Below are 20,745 nucleotides of genomic sequence, written 5' to 3'. Positions count from 1 at the left end.
TTTGTAATTAGCTCTTTTTAAATTCGGACTCATAAACAGTTATCCATTCTGCAGCGGTTAGTTTTTTGCAGAGTTGAGCAATAAGCTCCAAGGGGATATGCTCTATTTTTTTAAAGCGTACACAACTTTTTCCCATATCCAGTTTGTATTTGCTATATTTTGGATATTCAGAAACAAACCAATCGTGAATTTCCGGCATGGCATACATACCCATATGGTATAAATTTATAGAATTTTTTTGTGAAGCGAAACTCATAAATGGCAGTGGTTCTTTCGGATTACAATGATAGCCATCTGGATATATACTATGCGGTACAAAATAACTAATCATACCATATTGCATGCCTTCTTCAAAAACTTTTGATAAACTGGTTCCAATAGTTTTACGCAATTGATTTAAAATTTCGTGACGTTCTTCTGGAGTTTTACTTATATATTCTTCTGGTGATTTACAGTTATTTGCCATGACTTTTAGAATTTATTATTAAGCGAGAAATACTGTTTTTAAAACTATCGGTTTTGAAAGTATACTAACAAAATTTGGCTTGTATTTTATCCACAATAGTTTGAGCTAATTTTTCTTTACTTTCAATGGTCCAACCTGCAATATGAGGCGTTAATAATACGTTTTCGGCTTTTATTAAATATTGAAAAGCGTCTGGCATTTCGTTAGAAAATAAGGTTTCAAAAGACGCTTTTTCATATTCTAAAACGTCCAATCCAGCACCTAAAATTTTCTCTGATTTTAAAGCAGTTACCAAGTCTTTAGTCACGACGCTTTTTCCGCGAGCTGTATTAATTAACCAAAATGATTTTTTGAAAGCATTTATAAAATTAGCATCCACCATGTTTAACGTTAACGGTGTTTGTGGCGTGTGCAAACTCAATACATCCGCTTGGGATTGAAGTGTTTTTAAATCCACTTGTGTGGCGTTTTCATCACCCATATTGGATTTAATATCATAACATAATACGGTGACATCAAAGCCACGTAATTTTTTAGCAAAGGCTTTTCCCATGTGGCCATATCCAATAAGTCCTACAGTTTTTCCATCCAGTTCTAAACCACGGTTTTCTTCACGTAACCAAATGCCATTTCTAACTTCCTGATCTGCTTTATTTAGTTTATTAAACAAAGACAGTAGCATGGCTAAAGCATGTTCGCCAACCGCATTCCTGTTTCCTTCAGGAGCTGAAATAAGGTGAACGCCTTTTTGCGCGGCATAATCACCATCAATATTTTCAAGGCCTGCGCCAACACGACCTATAAATTTGAGGTTGGTTGCGGCATCCAGAAATTGTTTATCTATGGTAAATCGACTACGGATAATAACACCGTCATAGTTCTGAATTTTGGATTCAATTTCTGTTTTAGATGCCGTATAGTCTTCATCATTTTGAAATCCTAAAGCCGCTAATTGCTCGAGTATTAATGGATGGTTGGTGTCTAGATGTAGTATTTTCATTTTTAGAAGATAAACGAATTGCTTTATAACAAATATACTAAAACTGGGATGTTTTTACCGGTTTTAAATACCTTCAATAATTTGCGCTAACGGTAGAAACGGCATCCTTTTCTTGTTTTTTAAAAACAAGAAAAGATATAGTGGATAACGCGACCTTTATGGTAGCGCCCAAAAACTCTAAAAGCCTAATATGAATTTAGCAATCAGAAAGTAAATTAAAATACCAAATAAATCGTTACTCGTAGTTATAAAAGGTCCGGTTGCAACGGCAGGATCAATGCCGCGTTTGTCCAAGAAAATAGGAATAAAGGTTCCAATTATAGCTGCCATAATTATCACGGCAATAAGTGCAATACTAATGGTTATAGACACGATATACGGTGTATTAAAAACAAAATGTGTGATGAGTAAACCAATACAAGCTATGGCAAAACCGTTTACCAAACCGAGTAACGCTTCTTTTAAAAGCCTTTTTACAATATTACCATCAATGCTGTCATTTGCGAGACCTTGCACCACAATTGCTGACGATTGTACACCAACATTTCCGGCAGTTGCTTGGATAAGCGGCACAAAACTTAACAGCACCACAAAAGCACCCATGTGATCGTTAAATTGCTCTATAATTCCAGCGGCACCTAAACCGCCAAACATACCAATTAATAACCATGGTAAGCGTGCTTTGGTAAGTTTCCAAATGCTATCATCTGCTTCAACATCTTGAGAAATACCAGCGGCTAACTGGTAATCTTTATCCGCTTCTTCACGAATAACATCAACGATATCATCTATAGTAATTCGGCCTAGAAGGGTGTAATTTTTATCGACTACAGGAATGGCTTCCAAATCGTATTTTTGCATGACTTTAGCCACATCTTCTACATCTTCGTCTACAAAAACGTAGTCCACACTTGTTATGTAAATGTCTGCAATTTTCTGATCGCTGCGTGCTACAATTAAATCTTTTAAGGACAGTCTTCCTATTAATTTGTTTTGACGATCTACCACATAAATGGAATGTACACGTCTAACATCTTGCGCTTGTGTTCGAATGCGGCGTAAACAACCTGCAACGGTCCAAGTTTCATACACTTTTACCAATTCTTTTGCCATGAGACCTCCAGCAGAATCCTCATCATAGGTTAAAAGTTCGGTAATTTCGTCTCGGTGATCTGTATCTTCAATATGCGAAATTACTTCGGCCTGTCGGGCTTCTGAAAGTTCAGCAATTATATCGGCAGCATCATCGGTGTCTAATTCTTCAATTTCTTCGGCAATTTCTTTAGCCGACATGTTTTTAAGAATTTTCTCCCGCGTGTCTTCGTCCAACTCTATCAGAATGTCGGATGTGGTTTCCGAATCTAATAATTTGATGATAAAAACGGCATCGTCTAAATTAAGTTCATCTAAAATTTCAGCAATATCGGCATGGTGAAAATCTAGAAATAATGTTTTTAATGCGTCATTATCTCCAATTTCTATCAGATTTTCTACCTGCTCAATTATTTCGTCGGTAAGCTGAAATTGTATGTTCTCTTTTTCGTCGGCCATGCGGTTTTTTTGTTTTTTATGATATTATGCTTTTTCGTCGGATACATCATTTTCGATGAGCTGTGTTAGTTCCAGAAAGGCCGAAACGGACAACTGTTCTGGTCGTTTGTCAAATATACTATTTGCTCTTAAATTATCAGACAGGTTAAAGGTTTTTAAACTGTTACGCAAAGTTTTTCGGCGTTGTTGAAATGCTTGTTTTACCACTTGAAAAAATAGTTTTTCATTACACGGTAATTCATAATTGGCTTTTCTTGTTAAATGCAGCACGCCAGATTCTACTTTAGGTGCCGGGATAAATACCGTTGGTGGTACGGTAAATAAGTATTCGGCATCATAAAATGCTTGGGTTAAAACCGATAGAATACCATACACTTTGCTGCCTTCTTTGGAGCAAATACGTTGGGCGACTTCTTTTTGAAACATCCCTGAAAATTCAGGAATCTGATCGCGCATTTCTAAAGCTTTAAAGAGAATCTGCGATGAAATATTATAGGGGAAATTTCCAATGATGGCGAAGGGTTCTTGATTGAAAATTTCGTTTAAATCGTATTTTAAAAAATCTTTTTGAATAATCCGATCGGCAAGATTCAGATAGTTGTTTTTTAAATAATCAACGGATTCTGGATCAATTTCAATAACATGTGTTATAATATCTTTTTGAAGAAGATACTTGGTTAACACACCCATTCCTGGACCTATTTCCAAAACATGTTTATAGCCTTTAAAAGACAGGGAATCGGCAATTTTTTCTGCGATGGTTTCATCGGTTAGAAAATGTTGGCCTAAATGTTTTTTTGCTTTTACAGACATGTTTGATTTTTATTTTTTTAAACTATTTCTAGTTTATTTGACCTTAGCCGTAAATTCTTCAATAACCTCTAATTCGGTACGAAATGCTAATATTTTATCAGCAAATTTTTTCAAAACCTCTAATCGCAACGTATCGGCGTGGTTTTGATAATAACTATCTAATCCTTCTCGAGAATGCGCACGATATTGTACAGAATACGTAACACCACCCATTTCTTCTTCAATGATAACGCGGGTTAGTTTGGCCTCTTTAAAATGTCCAGTTGCCAACATCTTTGGAATATGTTCCGTTTTCATCCATGATAACCATTCGTTATGAATCCCGTTATCAACATTTGTGGTAACATTATATATAATCATATAGCTGGATTATTATGCTTAACTGCTGTTATTTATCTGTTCTGTGCAAAATTACAGGAGTTCGCGGTCATCATCAAAAGGTTTGTGCCTTTTTTTTAATGCAATAGATGATTTTACGTGCTATTAATTAACGGCGTCACCCCGCAACTCCCGAAATCGTTTGCGAGCCTCTACAAAGAATATACTGTCTTGATGGTTAAAGATTATTTGTTCGTAAAATTCTTTAGCCTTTTGGGGGTTTTGGAGGTGCTTTTCATATAATTCAGCTAGCGCAAAATAAGCGTCGTCAGCTAGAATCCCATCTTTAAAATTAACAACTATCATTTGGTAGTTGGTTTCAGCTTTCTCGTATTGTTTGTTGGCTTCAAACAATTGACCTTGTTTATAAAGTGCTTGAGCTTCTATAGATTGACCTTTGTAATTTTCTAAAACGGTGTTTAAAATGCTAATCGCTTCATTGGGTTTATTTTGAAAAGCCATTAGATCCGCTTTCGCATAAAGCGTTAAACCGGCTTGGGTGGAATCTTCAAATTTATTATCTGTAATGAGCAGCATTAAATCCAAGGCATCATTGGCAATAAGTTGAGATGTGGACGATTTTAAAATTTTAAGTTGGGATTCTGCCCACTTAAAATCACCTTTATAATAACTAGTTTGGGCTACTTTAAAACGTGCTTCTTGAGCCAACGTACTGTTTTTTAGGTTGCGTTGAATCTGTGTGAAATAGATTAAAGCTTCATTAAATTTTTCTTGTAAAACCAGAATAGCGCCTAATTCTAATTTCACTTGCCCTTCTTCCAAATCCGAAATAGGAAGTTTTAAACTTTCTTTTAAAAATAAATCAGCAGCTAACGGATCATGTTTATAAAATGCTAAAAAATGCGCATAAGCAATTTGTAATTTAATGGTTTGCCTAGTGGTTCCAAAGGTTCTAAAAAGCTCTAAATAGGTGCTTTCTATTGCTTTTATATCCGTTTGCGTTTTTAAATCAATTTGAAGCAAATTATAATGCGCACCAATTTGAACATCCGGATTCTGTGCGGTTTCTGCCAAATAGTTGAAAATATTTTTCGCGACATCAAAAGCGTCATCATTCATAGCAATAAAAGCGAGTTCTTCAATGCGGCTTAAGCTTTCGGGCTGTCTATTAAAAATAGCCTTTTCTTGAGCAAAAGCTTTATTATAATCTTTTTGTTGAATGAATAACCAACTTAATAACTCATTCCATAGTAAATTAGGTTCTTCTTGAACTTTTTTAAGAAGAACTCGGCGTAGTAAAATGTTGTTTTCATTCTCTGGGTTTTCCGTTATAAAATCGCTCATGGCGCGTTTTATAGTGTTTAAATATGAGCTATTGGAACCTATGAATTCCAGATAACTAAAAAACATTTTTTCCACATTTCCTTGTTCACCATAAATTCGAGCCAGTTGGATATTAAAATTCAGCTCTGGTTTTATGGCCATTGCTTTTTCATAGGTCGTGACAGCTTGATCTAAAAGTGAGCGATTTTCAAAAAACTTTCCAACGGAAAAAGCATAGTTGGGGTTTTCATCTATATACGTGATGGCCTTGTTGTAATTAAGATTAGCAGTTTCTAAATTATCTTTTAATTGATAATTATAACCCAATTCTACATAAAGCGCTGGATAGATGATACGCTCCATTTGCTTTATTAATAAAGTTTCCGCTTGATCTAGTTGCTCGAGTTGTTGATGCGTTTTTATGAGTTCTAGAAAATACGCATTGTTATTTGAAGATTTTCTATATAAATCTTGATAAGCGCTTAAAGCTTTTTCAAATTCCCCATTTTTATAATATTCTTTAGCGAGCAAGTCTTCTTGTGAAAACATACTGACAGATGATAGCAAAAAGCATAGAATAAAAAATCGCATGGCATTACTTTATGTAAATATAACAAAGTGAACAGTAGATGTTGTGAATGTTTTTATAAAAAAAAATGCCTGAAAAGATTTCAGGCATTTTGCCAACCAAAATAAATGTGCTATTAACCACTGTATACTACAAAATGATTCAATTACCTGATTGGGTAATACTAAAATGCGTTACGAATCTGCAGCTATTGAAGCCATTACAGATACTTGTTTTTTTGGGTTTAAATCGAAATCTGAAAAGATGAGATTGCCGGCAATTACGGCTAGAATAATAAGAAGAAAAAGCCTAGCAAGATTTTTCATTGTTAACAGTATTAGATTTAGGGTAAACGAATCTCTATATTATTTTCCAATTGACAAAATAAAACAGCAAAAAATCGTTAAACAACAGGTGAAATTTGCGTTTTAACGATTTTTTGATAAATATCACTTAAATTCTAGCAGGTAAAAGCTACAAATTTAATCAATTATTGAAAATCCTGTGTACGGAATTAGTGCATCTGGAATAACAATGCCTTCCAGTGTTTGGTAGTTTTCCAAAATTCCTGCCAATACACGAGGTAAAGCTAATGAGCTTCCGTTAAGCGTGTGTGCCAATTCATTTTTGCCTTCACTATTTCTGAAACGTAATTTTAAGCGGTTAGCTTGAAAGGTTTCAAAATTAGATACAGATGAAATTTCTAACCAACGGTCTTGTGCTGTGGAAAATACTTCAAAATCATAAGTCATAGCAGACGTAAATCCTAAATCGCCACCACAAAGACGTAAAATACGATAAGGCAATTTCAGATCTCGTAAAATTTCTCTTACATGATCTACCATCGTATCCAAAGCTTTATAAGAATTATCTGGATGTTCTACGCGTAAAATTTCGACTTTATCAAACTGATGCAAACGGTTTAAACCACGAACATGAGCGCCATAACTTCCAGCTTCACGACGAAAACAAGGTGTGTAGCCAGTTATGCCAATAGGAAGTTCGCTTTCATTTAAAATAACGTCACGAAAAATATTAGTTCCAGGAACCTCGGCTGTAGGAATTAAGTATAAATTATCTTCGGTTACATGATACATTTGGCCTTCTTTGTCGGGTAATTGTCCCGTTCCAAAACCAGATGCTTCATTCACCAAAAGTGGTAATTGGTATTCCGTATAACCAGCAGCTGTGTTTTTATCCAAGAAATAGGCGATAAGTGCACGCTGTAATCGGGCGCCTTTACCTTTATAAACAGGAAAACCAGCACCGGTAATTTTGTTTCCTAATTCAAAATCAATGATATCATATTTTTTAGCTAACTCCCAATGTGGTAGCGCGCCTTCATGAAGTTTAGGAATGCTTCCTTCTTTAAAAATCTCTTCGTTTTCTTCTTCAGAATTTCCTGCAGGAACCAATTCATTCGGAACATTAGGGATTTTATATAATAACTGATTTAAGGCCTCTGCCGTTTCATTTAGTTTGTCGTTTAATTCTTTAGTTTCAATTTTTAAATCTGCAGTACGGGCTTTGAGCGTGTTGGCTTGTTCGGCCTGACCGGATTTATATAGAATACCAATTTCTTTAGAAAGCGCATTGGATTCCGCTAACATATTATCAAGATTTGTTTGTTCTTGACGTCTTTGCTCGTCTAATGCAATGACTTCATTGATCATTTGGGCAGCATCAATTTGGCGTTTTTTTAAACGTTCAATAACCAAATCTTTATGCTCTCTAATAAATGGTATTTGTAACATAGAATTAAAAATTTAAGCGGCAAATTTACGGAATTAGCGCGTGAAATAGTCTTGTTTTGGTGGTAAAATCCATTCGCTATGTTTAAAGGCAGACCATTTGGCCGCAGCCATATTTACTTCTGGATCTATAAAGGGAATAAAGGGGCGTCCGTTAATACTTACTTTACTATCTACAAACACCGAAACGTCTTGTCCTTTTTTAGCGAAATCTTCTTTTAAAACTTGAGAGAATTGCCAAATAACATCAGGCTTCGCACTAACTAAACGCTGTTGTTTTAGAGTTAAATAATGGCTTAAATTAACGGTAGTTTTTAAATTGGTTTTTTTATCTACCACATAATAAATAGTATGTCCACTTCTAGAACGTAACATCATACGCCAAGACATTCTATGACCTTCTTCTGTCCATAAAACCGATTGTGGAAATAAATAATGACGAAGTGGTAATAGAATTTGTATCGAAAAATAGATGGCAAAAACAACCAGCATGGGTTTTTTATAAGATGGAACAATAACCTCTTCACCAGTATAAAAAGGTTTTCTTTTTAAAAATAAATTATGAATGGTTTTCGGTTCAAAGAAGAATAAGGCAAAAGCCAAAGATAAATAAGGGAAAATACCCACTTGAAACACGAAGGAATTAAATAGATGAAAAAATATCGATATTAAAAACGCAAATTTCCGTGTTGGTTTGTATAACAATAAAGGTATAATTAAACCGTCGAAAAGAATGCCGCCATAGGCTAAAAAATAATGCATCCATTCATATTGTAAAAATGAACCTATTACATAATAATGCTCTTTGCTTTTCATTAAAATGGCCATAATGGATCCGTCCAACCAATCTGGGTACAATTTAGCAATCGCTCCGTAGGTATAAACGATAAACATTTGTAAAACAAAAACATAGCGACACCAATTAGGCATGGCAATTTCTTTAATACTAGGATTGCGTTTTGCGTCTATAGAGATGTTATTATGGGCAGGTAAAATAATCATGATGGCGCTTAATAGCACCAATAAATAGTAGTGGTTATTATAAGACGCTTTTTGCATGAGGTAAGTTCCTGTCCACATTATGGTAAACATAAAGGCGCTTAAACGGTACTTATAACCAAGCATAATAAATAGTCCGAAAACACCCATAATGACGTAATAAACGTACATGCTATTACCAGGTAAAGGTTGGAGCCATTCAAAACCAATAAAAGAAAAAGTGAATTGAGGTTGTACTAAAGTGCGTTCCAGCCAGCCTGTGAAAATAGCGCCAATAGATTCTAAAAAGCATAGCAATCCAAAAATAATTCGGAAAATTATTAAAGATGAATTATCAACTTGCTTAAATAGAAAATTAGTGAGTTTCATGATTTTTTATATACTGCAAAGCAGCTAGTTTATCTTGATTTAATTGGGCTTTTAAAGCGTCTACCGAATCAAACTTTTGTTCATTTCTGATACGGTCTAACATGTCAATTTGTAATTCTGAACCGTATAAGGATTCATTCAAATTAAAGAAATTAATTTCAATAGATTGTTTATTATCAGCACTAACAGTTGGGTTTATGCCAATATTCATCATACCATAATAAATATGTTTTGATATTTCAGCTTTTACCACATAAACACCTTCGCTTGGAATAAGTTTATAGGTTTCTTCTATATGTAAATTTGCCGTGGGGAAACCTATGTTTTTTCCGAGGCCTTTTCCGCGAACAACCGTTCCATTTAACATGTAATTATAGCCTAAATAGCTGTTTGCGGTTTTAATGTCGCCTTCTAAAAGTGCTGTTCTAATTTTAGTAGAACTTACGGAAACATCATTAATATCTTGTGCTGAAATTTCTTCGACTTTAAACCCCTGTTTTTCACCAAATTTGCGCAAATCATCAATATTAGCGGTTCTATTTCTGCCGAAGTGATGATCATATCCAATAATTACTTTTTTGGCGTGTAAATGTTTTACCAAAACATCGGAAACAAAATCCTTGGCGGTGATACGTGAAAACTCCGTAGTAAACTTTTTAATCACTAAATAATCCAATCCCAAAGCCTCCATAATTTTCGCTTTCTCATCAATGGTATTAAGCATTTTTATTTTGGTATCTTTTTGTAATACCATACGTGGATGAGGAAAGAAGGTTAAAATAGCAGATTTTAATCCGTTATTTTTTGCCGAAGTAACGAGTCTTTCAATTATTTTTTGATGTCCAATATGAACACCATCAAAAGTGCCAATGGTTACAACGGTATCATTTTCAAAGTCGCTATGGAGCGTTTGTATTATTTTCAATTTAACAAGGTATTTGCACAAAAATAGAAAAGCGGATTGATATAAATACCAATCCGCTTTTAAGTTTTAAAATAAACGTTTTTATTTCTTAATAAATGGTAAAGAAATTTGACCAGACTGCTGATTTAGTCTAATGAAATACATACCATTACTTAAATCAGATGTGTTTATTAATAAATCTGATTCGTTATTAACCTCTTTGCTAAAAACAACTTGACCAAGCATATTGTAAACAACATAGCTGTCAGGCAATACGTTGTTTGCAGCTTTAATAGTTAATTGGTTTGTAACAGGGTTTGGATACATACTAAAGTTGTTTAGCATGTTGTCATTTACGCTTAACGAAGCGCTTAAAGGTCCGAAATAAAACGTACCGTTAAGTCCATTAAGATTAGCTTCCACTGTAACATTGCTACCAAAACTACCAACAGTTGCAGCTACAATTTCTTGAAGCGTACCATTTACTTCTCTTAAAATGTAAAGGTCTGCTCTTGAATTACCACTTGCAGCTTCCCATCCAGCGATCTCAGCTTCTGTAAAATAGAAAGTGCCCGTAACATTTCCAGATGCGTTTGGAGTATCTGTAGTAATATTAAAAGATTTAGCCATTACAAAGTCTTCAGGAGTTGGACTTTCATATAGTTGAGATCCTTGACCTGCACGTACTACAGAAATATTTGAACAACCATAGTTGAAACTATCGTTGTTTTGTAATCTAGCCATAATGTTACCTGAAGCACTATCATAAGCATAAGCATCACCAGTCCCTGTAACTTGCATATTAGCAGCTGTTGCTGAATTTACAGCAGTTTGAACCGCGTTTTCAACTAATGTCACCGCGCTAAAGTCATCTACCATAAATAAGTAAACATCTGAAGATATGTTGTGGATACCAATTCTGATATCTTGATTGCTGTAAGCTGAAAGATTGTAACTTACTTCGGTCCAAGTTCCATAAGGAGCTGTTTCTACCGCAGAAGATATTAATGTAAAGTTGCTACTTGCAGTTGGAACACCTGAACCCACATAAACACCAACATTATAATTTTCCAATCCATAGGAGTTTGATAAAGATTTTACATAAAACTTAACTGAACTTCCTGAAGCTCCTAAAGATAAAACTGGAGAAATTAACCAATCATCGTTGGCAGTAATACCGCCTTCTGGACTTCCAGCCCATGATCCAGCATATTTAGAACCTGTACGTGGGTTAAAGTTACGCGTTTCAGTATCGGCACCAGTTCCATCAGAATTTGAAGACGGTGCAGGTGTAGTTGTAGATGGATTGTAAATCTGAAATGCCATTTCAGCAAAAGCATTTGGATATGTTGGAGAATCAACAGAAGCGTATGTACCTAATCCGTCTAAATCTAACGTAAGCCAATCGCCAATATTATCGATAGCGAAATCGGTATAAGTTTCAAAACTATCATCTATCAAAGTCGTTATTGTACCAGAAGTAGGCGCAAAATCATCATCAAGAATTGTAAAGGTTAATGTTTGAGAACCGTTGGTTGCTAATTCAGCATCACCTGTTGTTGCTAATGTCATATTCACAATAATAGTTTCATCTGTTTCAACAAAACCATCTTCAAAAATGCGTAATGTTAAGTTTTGTGGTGCATTAGAACCCGCTGCAAACGTAACGCTTGGCGTAAGTAGTTCATAATCCATCATGTTTGTTGCCGTACCGCTTAAAGAAAAAGTTACTGTAGCCGTTGCTGATGCACCAATACCTATTGAAACAGGAATATTGATGTCTCTAGAAATACAATCTGTATCTTCCATTTCACTTAAAGTAGGATTGCTAAAAGCAATAACAGGATCAGCATTACCAGTTGTAGAGTTCGGTAAATTTGAAATTCCCGTGGCGTTTTCAAGAACAGTTATTATTCTATTAACTTGATCGAATGTAAAAATATTCATACAACCATCATCTGAATAATCCATGTAGTTTTCAACCATGTCTCTAATACCATCACAAGTCGTTTGGTTATTTGTAACACAACCAAAGTTTGCTCCTGTACTTTGTGGCGTATCTGCACAAAAGTCGTTTCCACAAGTAGAATCTCCCCAAATGTGTCTTAAACCAATCCAGTGACCCATTTCATGCGTTAATGTACGTCCCTTATTATATGGAGCTGCAGTTCCTGGGTTAGCTACAGAGCCAACACTTCCAGAAAGAATTACAACACCATCTGTAAGAGCAGAACCACCGTTTGCATCCATTCCTGGAAGCGTAGAGTTTGATGGAAATTGAGCGTAACCTAATAAACCGCCTCCTAAATTGGCAGTCCAAACATTAGCATATAAAGAACGATCCCAGATTGTAGCTGGTTTAATTGTACCGTTTAATTGTCCTGTAGTCAGGGCGCCAGTATAACCATAATTTCTGTCAATTCCAGGTTCGGCCAATACATTACCATCTGGATCTACAACAGCTGGAATAAAGTTTATTTCTGCGCTTTCTGCTGCAGTATTTGTGCTACCAGAAAGGTTATTGAAATCTAAATTTAATTGATCTATTTGCGCTTGAATACGAGCTGCAGATAAATCATGAACATCACCTGCAGATCCTGCAAGTACGTGAAAAATAATAGGAATATTAACTACCGCATTTCTGTAAGTTCCATTTGCTTTTTCGGCAGCCACACGCTGTAAACGTGCTTCAACTAAAGGCGCTAACCAATTTTCGAATTCTTCCGTTGTTTGAATATTCGGATTGTTTTGTTTGCGTAATGCTTCCACTTCTACAGTGGCACATCTTACAAAACCAGTTTCATCAAAATGTCTCTGATTTTCCATAGTTAACTGCAGTGGCTGCTCCGAAACCGACGAGAATGTCGATTTTTTTTGCTGTGCATACAGGCTGGATACACCCATAAGGACTAGAAGTAACCAGACTAGTTTAAAGTTGTTTTGTTTCATAGTAAACATTTTAAAAGGAATTAAATTGAATAATTGTTTGCAGTAAAAATAACTAAAATATTAGCAAATAATAACTGCTTGGAACTATTTGTTGCGAAATAGCATTTTGTTTTATGATTTTTGTTAGGAAATTAAAAAATAATATAGCAAATACGGGCTGCTCCAGATACTTGAGGACACTCGAATTTTACCGAAAAACAGCCTAAATATAGTATTAAAAATAAATAAATCTGCGTGATTTTACGGAAATTCAGAATAATGAAATATAAACACTAAAAAGCTATTAAAACTGTCGTTTTTAGAATGAAATTCAAAATAATTAATAAATATTAAATCAAAAATCATGTCAATGCCGTAATAATGGTTAAATTAACCATTATTAAAAAAAACTTAATTATATGAAAAAGACTACATCTAACTATTTCAAAAATAGCAAACTACTGCTTCTAACAGTAGCTTTAATGTTTGGTCCGATGGCATTTGCACAAAAAAACGCCAAATATTGGAGTAAAGCATCAGAAGAAACTTTAAGAACTGCGCCTAAAGTAAATCGTGCTTCAAATCCTTCGGAATTTAAAGTTTTTAATTTAGACGTTGAAGCCTTTAAATCGGCAATGCAAAATGCACCCTTACGAAGTGAAACGTCAAGAGTTTCAAATGTTGTTATCGAATTTCCAACACCAGAAGGCGATTTTGAGAAATTTATGGTTTCCGAATCACCAATGATGGAACAAGCTTTGGCGGATAAATATCCTATGATTAAAACCTATAAAGCAGTGGGTATTGATGATCCAACGGCTACTATGCGTTTTAGTATTACGCAATTTGGATTCCATGGTATGATATTATCTGGAAAAAGAAGCTCCATTTATATAGACCCATACACCGAAAATAGAAATTCCTATATGGTTTATAGTAGAAGTTCTTTAGGTCAAGACTTACAAGGTTTTGAATGTTTGGTAGATGAAAATATCGATTTAGGATCTTTATCAAACGAGCGTTCTACTAGTCGCGCGGACATAGACGATAGAAAATTAAGAACCTACAGATTAGCGCAATCTTGTAATGGGGAATATGGACAAATTTTTGCTGGAACGGGAAGTATTGCACAGCAGAAGGCAAATGTTCAAGCGCAAATGACTTTAACAATTAACCGTGTTAACGAAATTTATGAGCGCGATTTAGCTATAACACTTATTTTTGTAGCTAATAATGATGAAGTTATATATTTAAATCCAGCAACAGATCCTTGGACTGGTGAATTTAATACGAAAACAGCGCAAACACTAGATGCTGTTATTGGCGTTAATAATTATGATATTGGCCATAATTTTAATACATCAGGTGGTGGAAGCGCTGGCTGTTTAGGTTGTGTTTGTTCTAGTCAAAGTCAAAATAATTTTCATAAAGGAAGAGGGTACACGGGAAGAGCAAATCCAACAGGTGATGCATTTGATATTGATTATGTGGCACATGAAATGGGACACCAATTTAATGGATACCACACTATGAATACGTGCAGCAGATCTGGGAACGGTATTTCTGAGGTGGAACCAGCTTCAGGAAGTTCAATCATGGGATATGCTGGTATTTGCGCCACCAATGTTCAAAATAATAGTGATGCGCATTTTAATTATGTGAATATTCGTGATATTTCAGGAAATATTCAAACAGGTGTTAGTAGCACATGTGATGTTGAAACAGCTTTAGCAAATCAGCCACCTGTTGCAAATGCAGGAGCAGATTACATCATTCCAAAAAGCACGGCTTACGTATTAAAAGGTGTAGCTACGGACCCGGATGGCTTAACGTCATTAACATATAACTGGAGTCAAAACGATCCAGAAATGGCACCTGGAAGTGGGTCGCCACAATCTACTTGGACTCAAGGTCCGTTATACCGTTCTATTTTGCCAACGATTTCTCCAAATCGTTATATGCCAAAATTGAGTGATGTTGTAGCGGGTAATTTAACGCCAACTTGGGAAGTGACACCTTCTGTAGCGCGTAATATGGAATTCGCATTTATGGTTAGAGATAACGGTAGTGGTTTTCCTGCAGGAATTGGCCAAACAGACGCTGATTTAATGTCTGTTACCGTTAATGGTACAGCAGGTCCTTTTGTGGTTACATCACAAAGCGCAACAGGTATTATTTGGGTAGATGGTGAAACAGAAACCGTAACTTGGAATGTTGCTGGTACAGATGCTAATGGTATTAACACGAGTAATGTAAATATCTTATTATCTACTAACAACGGCGTGAGCTTTGATACTGTTTTGGCGGCCAACGTTCCAAATAATGGTTCTTATGATGTTGTTGTTCCCAGTTTTATTTCTTCAACAGCTAGAATTATGGTAGAAGCTGTAGGCAATATTTACTACGCTGTTTCTAGCACAAACTTTTCATTAATAAGTGATTCACCTACCTTTATATACAGCAATACAAATGGAAATCAAGGTACATGTGGAAGCACGACGGTAACTTATGAATTTAATTATACAGCAATAGGTGGTTTTTCTGAAACTACTAACTTTTCAGCTAGTGGAAATCCAGCAGGAAGTGTTGTAGTATTTTCGCCATCAAGTATGACTACAAGTGGAACTTTTAATATGGTAGTTTCAAATTTAGGTGGTGTTGCGGAAGGACAATATGTAATTACTGTTACAGGAGCTGCTCAATCATCCTTTAAAGAAGTAATGGTTAATTTAACGGTTAATAATGGTGTTTGTGCATCTGTTGCTGATACAACTTATGGAACTAGCACACAAGGCGTTATTTTCAATACCATTAGTAATTTAAATACTGGAAAGCCTTCTGGTTATAGCGATTATACGGCGATTTCTACAGATGTGAATAGAGATAGTAATTACAATCTATCTGTTTATTATAATCCAGATGGTAATTACCAAACTATAACGTACGTATGGATTGACTGGAATCAAAACTGTAGTTTTGATGATCCAGGAGAGCAATATAATTTAGGTACCAATCCTGGAAGCCCATCCAATTCGAATATGCTTTCAGCCAATTCACCGCTAGCAGTGGTTGTGCCTACAAACGCAACTTTAGGAAATACCATAATGCGTGTTACTACCAAGTATACGAATCCAGGTGCAAATCAATTTCCATTAGCTTGCGAAAATGGACATGATGCGGAAGTAGAAGATTATACAGTAAATGTAATGGCTTCATTATCTGTTGGTGAGTTTACGGCTTCAGAATTTAGCGTGTATCCAAACCCAAACAACGGAACATTTAATATTAAAATACCTGGTGCAACTCAAAATGTTTCTGTAGCTGTTTTTGATATTAGAGGACGAAGCGTTTACGCCAATGATTATACAAACGTTTCAGGCTTTAATGAAGTTATCAATTTAGGTAACGTAGAAGCTGGAATGTATTTATTACAAGTTTCAGATGGTTTTAAAACCACAACCAAGAAAATACTTGTTAAGTAAGATTCTTATTTTATAGAATTATAATAAAAAGGAAGTCGTTTAGACTTCCTTTTTTATTTCCCATTAAAACTATTCATGGTATTATTCATGCCAGCTGTTCCAAATGATTTTATGAGTTCCATAGCTTTTTCCAAGCGTTCAGGTAAGAGTTTGTTTTCGTCTTCTGTCCAGTCACCAAGTACGTAGTCTACTTGTCGGCCTTGGCTAAATTCGTCGCTTATACCAAACCGAAATCTGTTGTAAGTGGATGTGTTCAGCTTATCTTGAATATCTTTGAGTCCGTTGTGGCCGCCATCGCTACCTTTTGTTTTAACGCGAATGCTTCCAAAGGGTAAATTTAAATCGTCTGTAATAACCAATAGGTTTTCCAAAGGAATTTTCTCTTTGGTTAGCCAATATAAAACGGATTTCCCGCTTAAATTCATAAAAGTACTTGGCTTCAGGAATATAAAGGTGCGTCCTTTAAATTTATAGGTAGTCACATCGCCTAATTTATCGGTTGTGAAGGTTAGGCTTTCTTTGTCGGCAAAAAAATCTAATACTTTAAAACCTATATTATGTCGGGTGTGGTGATATTGTGCGCCAATATTTCCTAAACCTACAATCAGAAATTTTTTCATACTATCAGTTTCGTCTATTTTAAACGTTTCCCGTTTCTTAAAGATATTGAAGAATCTAATCATACTTCAAATGTAAATAAAAATAAAAAAAGCATCCTGAATAATCAGAATGCTTTTATATAAGTTCTCTAAAAGAAAAGGTTTATTCTTGACCTTCTGCTTCTGGAGCGTCTGTTCCTTCAGTTGCTTCAGCACCTTCTTCAAGATCTTCTTCGTCTTCATCAATAGCAACGGCCATAGCAGCTCTTGCACGTTTAATTTGACAAACAACTGTGTTATCAGTATGCATAATTTTGTAAGCTTCGTTTTCTAAAGCTGTAACATATAATTTAGCACCAATTTTTAAATCTGTAATATCGATTTCAATAAAATCAGGTAAATCACTTGGTAAAGCTTTCACACGTAATTTACGTGCGTTTTTACGTAAAACACCACCAGCTTTAACACCTTTAGAATTTCCTACAAAACGTACAGGAATTTCCATTGAAATTGCCTTGTCTTCAAATAATTGGTAGAAATCGATATGTAAGATTCTATCCGTAACTGGGTGAAGTTGAATATCTTGTAATATGGCATTAAATTCTACACCATTGTCTAAAGAAATCATTACTGTATGCGCATTAGGCGTATAAACCAGTTTTGAAAATGCGATTTCTTCTGCATTAAAATGTACTGGTTTGTCACCTCCGTATAATACGCAAGGTACCTGGCCAGCATTACGTAAGGCTTTTGTTGCTTTTTTGCCCACGCTTTCTCTTTGAGATCCGTTGATTGTAATTGACTTCATTGTTTAAATATATAGTTATTATTAATATTCTAATTTTGGTAGTATTAAACTTAAAATACTACATGACAAATTTTGAACTAATAGATTTGTTGTAGTGAACATTCTGCATCACTTCAGCAAATAAATTAGCACAGGTTAATACGCGAATTTTAGAACTTTCTTGTTTTAAAGGAATTGAATCGGTTACAATTAATTCTTCTAATTTAGAATTTTCTAAACGCTCATAAGCATTCCCAGATAAAATAGGATGCGTACAAATGGCACGAACACTTAAGGCACCACGCTCCATCATTAAATCGGCAGCTTTAGTTAATGTTCCGGCGGTATCCACCATATCATCAACTAATACAACGTTTTTACCTTTTACATCACCAATTAATTCCATATAGGAAATAACATTCGCTTTGGCACGCTGCTTATAACAGATAACTACATCACTTTCTAATGCTTTAGAATAGGCATAGGCTCTTTTTGAACCACCCATATCTGGTGAAGCAATGGTTAGATTATCAAGTTTTAAACTTTTTAAATACGGAAGAAAAATAGTCGATGCAAATAAGTGATCTACTGGTTTTTCAAAAAAACCTTGAATTTGATCCGCGTGCAAATCCATGGTTATAATACGTGTTGCGCCTGCAGCTTCTAGCATTTTTGCAACTAGTTTTGCAGCAATTGGCACACGAGGTTTGTCTTTTCTATCTTGTCTTGCCCAACCAAAATATGGTAAAACAGCTGTAATATGTCTGGCTGATGCACGTTTAGCAGCATCAATCATTAGTAACATTTCCATTAAATTTTCAGCACCAGGATTTGTAGATCCGATAATGAAAACACGCGTACCGCGAATAGACTCTTCATATGATGGTTGAAATTCCCCATCGCTATAGGTTGAGGTTATAACGTTACCCATAGGAATACCAAAAGCATCAGCAATTTTCTGCGATAATACTTTACTTTGCGTACAGGTAAAAATCTTGGCTTCTGTGTGAACGTTTGGCATATCTAATTGGTTGTATGGTAACGATTTATAATATCGCTACTTTAACGAGGTGCAAATTTAGGAATTTATTTCAACTCCAAAAGCATAAAAGGTAGTATTTTTAATTGTTAGAAGCATTTTATTTTCTAATTTTGCGGTCTACTTAAAATAAGTATGCTCAAGTGGTGGAATTGGTAGACACGTTGGATTCAAAATCCAATGTCGCAAGACGTGCGGGTTCGATTCCCGCCTTGAGTACAAAAAGCCTTAACAAATTTGTTAAGGCTTTTTTATTGCTTTATATTTAAGTTCAGGAAGGATGGCTTTTATTTTTATTAAAAACTTATCTCCTAACACGTACATGTTCGGTTTTGTTTTTATTCTGAAGTATCTTATAGGCTAAATATCCAAATTGTAAACCTACTAAAACAATTTTCGCTTTTCTGCCGGGCATTAAAATGGACGCGGCACCTAATAACAATGTCTTTACCATAATTATATTTTTAAGAATTAAACTGAATCATTAATACGTTTTCATTTTTTCCTTAACCTTCTGTAATTGACGTTCTAAATCTTTTACTGATTCTGAAATTGAATCTCTAAAGTTACCGTGACTCGCTTCTGCGAACAATCTTGGTCCTGGAAGACTTAATCTAATATTACATATTTTTCCAGTCTCATCGGATGTTGTGTTCTCTGTTTTAAAGAAAACGTCCGCCCGAATAACCATATCATATTTTGTGCCCAATTGTTCTAACTTTTCTTGAGCTATATTTTCTAAATCTTGACTAGATGCCACATCGTGGTATTCAAAAATTATTTGCATAGTTTTATTTTTATTTATTAGTACTATTGATTAATTATCGCAATTAACCATCCAATTAATACCGAATTGATCCGTACATCTGCCAAAATATCCCCATTTGCGCGCTTTAAAGTTATGATGTATTTTCCCACTTTTAGAAAGTTGATTGAATATATTTTCAGCTTCGCCTTTATCTGCAATATCGACACTCATGTGAATTTGGTTGCCATGATTTATGGGCGTGTCTGGAGAGGCATCATAAGCCATAAAGTGTATGCCTTTTCCTTTTAGTTCGGCATGCTGTAGTTTTTCCCTGTACGAGGATGGAATATCTATTTCTCTATCTTGATAGGTTTGACGATTTTTAATTTCGGCATTAAATAATTTGCCATAAAAATTAAGTGCTTCTTGACAATTGCCATTAAAGGCTAAATATGCTTGTACATTCATAATTATTGGTTTTCTCTAAAGATAAGTCGCATTTGTCGCGTCTTTTAATTCAAATACTATAATTATTGATTCTAATGAAATTCAACTACTCAAAAATTATGGAGAAATTACTATTTCATAAAATTAAGTACGTTCATCCTTAATTTAATTCGTTTTTTTATAATTAGAATGAAACAGTTCTGTTTTATTAAGTTCTCGAAATATTTCTTTGTTCTTTCGTCTTATAAAAGGAGTGCAGGTCAAGGAGGTTTCACAATTAGTTTAGAATGCACAACTTTGTCTATATACTAGTACTGATATGTTACGAAGACAAATTTTTAATAATAAATTATCTGTAAATGATAACAAAGTTGCTGTTTCAGTAAATGACGCTTTAAAGTCTAATTTGTATTTAGTAACTCTAAAACATTCGGGCAAACAACATTCGTTCCGCTTAATTAAAAACTGATTTTAGTGAGAAATTAAATAGAAAACATTGATTTTTCTTTGGAAACATCTAAACCGTCTCAATTTGAGGCGGTTTTTTATGCTAAACCTAATTTTAATTTGGTAGCTTCAAAAAGTTATGTTAATTTCAAATTCGCAATTTGGGATACAAAATAATGTATCAC

Annotated in this window: 18 protein-coding genes and 1 tRNA gene; 2 read left to right on the top strand and 17 right to left on the bottom strand. The window is 34.8% G+C overall.

Features of this window, described 5'->3' with window-relative positions; translation table 11 throughout:
* Positions 1 to 7: 7 nt before the first annotated feature.
* The 11 genes from ES674_RS01745 to ES674_RS01700 form a co-directional block, all read right to left on the bottom strand.
* A complete protein-coding gene (locus tag ES674_RS01745) occupies positions 8 to 466 on the bottom strand; it encodes a DUF1801 domain-containing protein (protein ID WP_148402265.1) in 459 nt (152 codons plus the stop codon).
* A gap of 64 nt (positions 467 to 530) precedes the next feature.
* Positions 531 to 1,466 carry a 2-hydroxyacid dehydrogenase gene (locus tag ES674_RS01740; protein WP_148402264.1) on the bottom strand — a complete coding sequence of 312 codons (936 nt, stop codon included), beginning with the start codon at positions 1,464 to 1,466 and terminating at the stop codon, positions 531 to 533.
* A 177-nt stretch (positions 1,467 to 1,643) separates the two neighbouring features.
* A complete protein-coding gene (gene mgtE / locus ES674_RS01735; protein ID WP_148402263.1) occupies positions 1,644 to 3,017 on the bottom strand; it encodes a magnesium transporter in 1,374 nt (457 codons plus the stop codon).
* A gap of 24 nt (positions 3,018 to 3,041) precedes the next feature.
* Positions 3,042 to 3,830 carry a 16S rRNA (adenine(1518)-N(6)/adenine(1519)-N(6))-dimethyltransferase RsmA gene (rsmA, locus tag ES674_RS01730; RefSeq protein ID WP_148402262.1) on the bottom strand — a complete coding sequence of 263 codons (789 nt, stop codon included), beginning with the start codon at positions 3,828 to 3,830 and terminating at the stop codon, positions 3,042 to 3,044.
* A 33-nt stretch (positions 3,831 to 3,863) separates the two neighbouring features.
* Positions 3,864 to 4,190, bottom strand: coding sequence for a DUF4286 family protein (locus ES674_RS01725; protein WP_148402261.1), 327 nt, complete (start codon positions 4,188 to 4,190; stop codon positions 3,864 to 3,866).
* Positions 4,191 to 4,313: 123 nt separating this feature from the next.
* Positions 4,314 to 6,083: a tetratricopeptide repeat protein gene (locus tag ES674_RS01720; protein WP_170233942.1), complete on the bottom strand. Its 1,770-nt coding sequence runs from the start codon at positions 6,081 to 6,083 to the stop codon at positions 4,314 to 4,316.
* A 171-nt stretch (positions 6,084 to 6,254) separates the two neighbouring features.
* Positions 6,255 to 6,386 (bottom strand): hypothetical protein, encoded by a 132-nt coding sequence (locus tag ES674_RS15690; protein ID WP_262712255.1) that lies wholly within the window; start codon positions 6,384 to 6,386, stop codon positions 6,255 to 6,257.
* Positions 6,387 to 6,542: 156 nt separating this feature from the next.
* Positions 6,543 to 7,814, bottom strand: coding sequence for a serine--tRNA ligase (gene serS / locus ES674_RS01715; RefSeq protein WP_148402260.1), 1,272 nt, complete (start codon positions 7,812 to 7,814; stop codon positions 6,543 to 6,545).
* A gap of 33 nt (positions 7,815 to 7,847) precedes the next feature.
* A complete protein-coding gene (locus ES674_RS01710) occupies positions 7,848 to 9,179 on the bottom strand; it encodes an HTTM domain-containing protein (RefSeq protein ID WP_148402259.1) in 1,332 nt (443 codons plus the stop codon).
* Positions 9,166 to 10,104 (bottom strand): bifunctional riboflavin kinase/FAD synthetase, encoded by a 939-nt coding sequence (locus ES674_RS01705; protein ID WP_148402258.1) that lies wholly within the window; start codon positions 10,102 to 10,104, stop codon positions 9,166 to 9,168. Before ES674_RS01705 ends, ES674_RS01710 begins: the two co-directional genes overlap by 14 nt.
* An 81-nt stretch (positions 10,105 to 10,185) precedes the next feature.
* Positions 10,186 to 13,032, bottom strand: coding sequence for a M43 family zinc metalloprotease (locus ES674_RS01700; RefSeq protein ID WP_170233941.1), 2,847 nt, complete (start codon positions 13,030 to 13,032; stop codon positions 10,186 to 10,188).
* A gap of 398 nt (positions 13,033 to 13,430) precedes the next feature.
* Here ES674_RS01700 and ES674_RS01695 point away from each other — a divergent pair, with 398 nt between their 5' ends.
* Positions 13,431 to 16,493, top strand: a complete 3,063-nt coding sequence (locus ES674_RS01695) for a reprolysin-like metallopeptidase (RefSeq protein ID WP_148402256.1) — start codon at positions 13,431 to 13,433, stop codon at positions 16,491 to 16,493.
* A 53-nt stretch (positions 16,494 to 16,546) separates the two neighbouring features.
* Here ES674_RS01695 and pth read toward each other — a convergent pair whose 3' ends face one another.
* The 3 genes from pth to ES674_RS01680 all read right to left on the bottom strand — a co-directional run bounded on the left by pth (position 16,547) and on the right by ES674_RS01680 (position 18,900).
* A complete protein-coding gene (gene pth / locus ES674_RS01690; RefSeq protein WP_148402255.1) occupies positions 16,547 to 17,176 on the bottom strand; it encodes an aminoacyl-tRNA hydrolase in 630 nt (209 codons plus the stop codon).
* A gap of 79 nt (positions 17,177 to 17,255) precedes the next feature.
* Positions 17,256 to 17,900 (bottom strand): 50S ribosomal protein L25/general stress protein Ctc, encoded by a 645-nt coding sequence (locus tag ES674_RS01685; protein WP_148402254.1) that lies wholly within the window; start codon positions 17,898 to 17,900, stop codon positions 17,256 to 17,258.
* A 58-nt stretch (positions 17,901 to 17,958) separates the two neighbouring features.
* Complete coding sequence (locus ES674_RS01680; RefSeq protein ID WP_148402253.1) at positions 17,959 to 18,900, bottom strand: ribose-phosphate pyrophosphokinase; 942 nt, start codon at positions 18,898 to 18,900, stop codon at positions 17,959 to 17,961.
* A gap of 155 nt (positions 18,901 to 19,055) precedes the next feature.
* Between ES674_RS01680 and ES674_RS01675 the strand changes: the two genes are divergently transcribed.
* Positions 19,056 to 19,137, top strand: a tRNA-Leu gene (locus tag ES674_RS01675).
* Positions 19,138 to 19,222: 85 nt separating this feature from the next.
* Here ES674_RS01675 and ES674_RS15350 read toward each other — a convergent pair.
* The 3 genes from ES674_RS15350 to ES674_RS01665 are packed head-to-tail and all read right to left on the bottom strand — an operon-like array spanning position 19,223 to position 20,134.
* The gene (locus tag ES674_RS15350; RefSeq protein WP_170233940.1) at positions 19,223 to 19,372 is read right to left on the bottom strand and encodes a hypothetical protein; all 150 of its coding nucleotides are present in this window, start codon (positions 19,370 to 19,372) and stop codon (positions 19,223 to 19,225) included.
* A 30-nt stretch (positions 19,373 to 19,402) separates the two neighbouring features.
* Positions 19,403 to 19,705: a ribosome hibernation-promoting factor, HPF/YfiA family gene (gene hpf, locus ES674_RS01670; protein ID WP_148402252.1), complete on the bottom strand. Its 303-nt coding sequence runs from the start codon at positions 19,703 to 19,705 to the stop codon at positions 19,403 to 19,405.
* 30 nt (positions 19,706 to 19,735) lie between these two features.
* A complete protein-coding gene (locus ES674_RS01665) occupies positions 19,736 to 20,134 on the bottom strand; it encodes a VOC family protein (RefSeq protein ID WP_148402251.1) in 399 nt (132 codons plus the stop codon).
* Between the last annotated feature and the right edge of the window lie 611 nt (positions 20,135 to 20,745).

The sequence above is a fragment of the Bizionia myxarmorum genome (assembly GCF_008086205.1).
Classification (GTDB): Bacteria; Bacteroidota; Bacteroidia; order Flavobacteriales; family Flavobacteriaceae; genus Algorimicrobium; species Algorimicrobium myxarmorum.
This window is presented reverse-complemented; position numbering and strand designations above follow the sequence as displayed.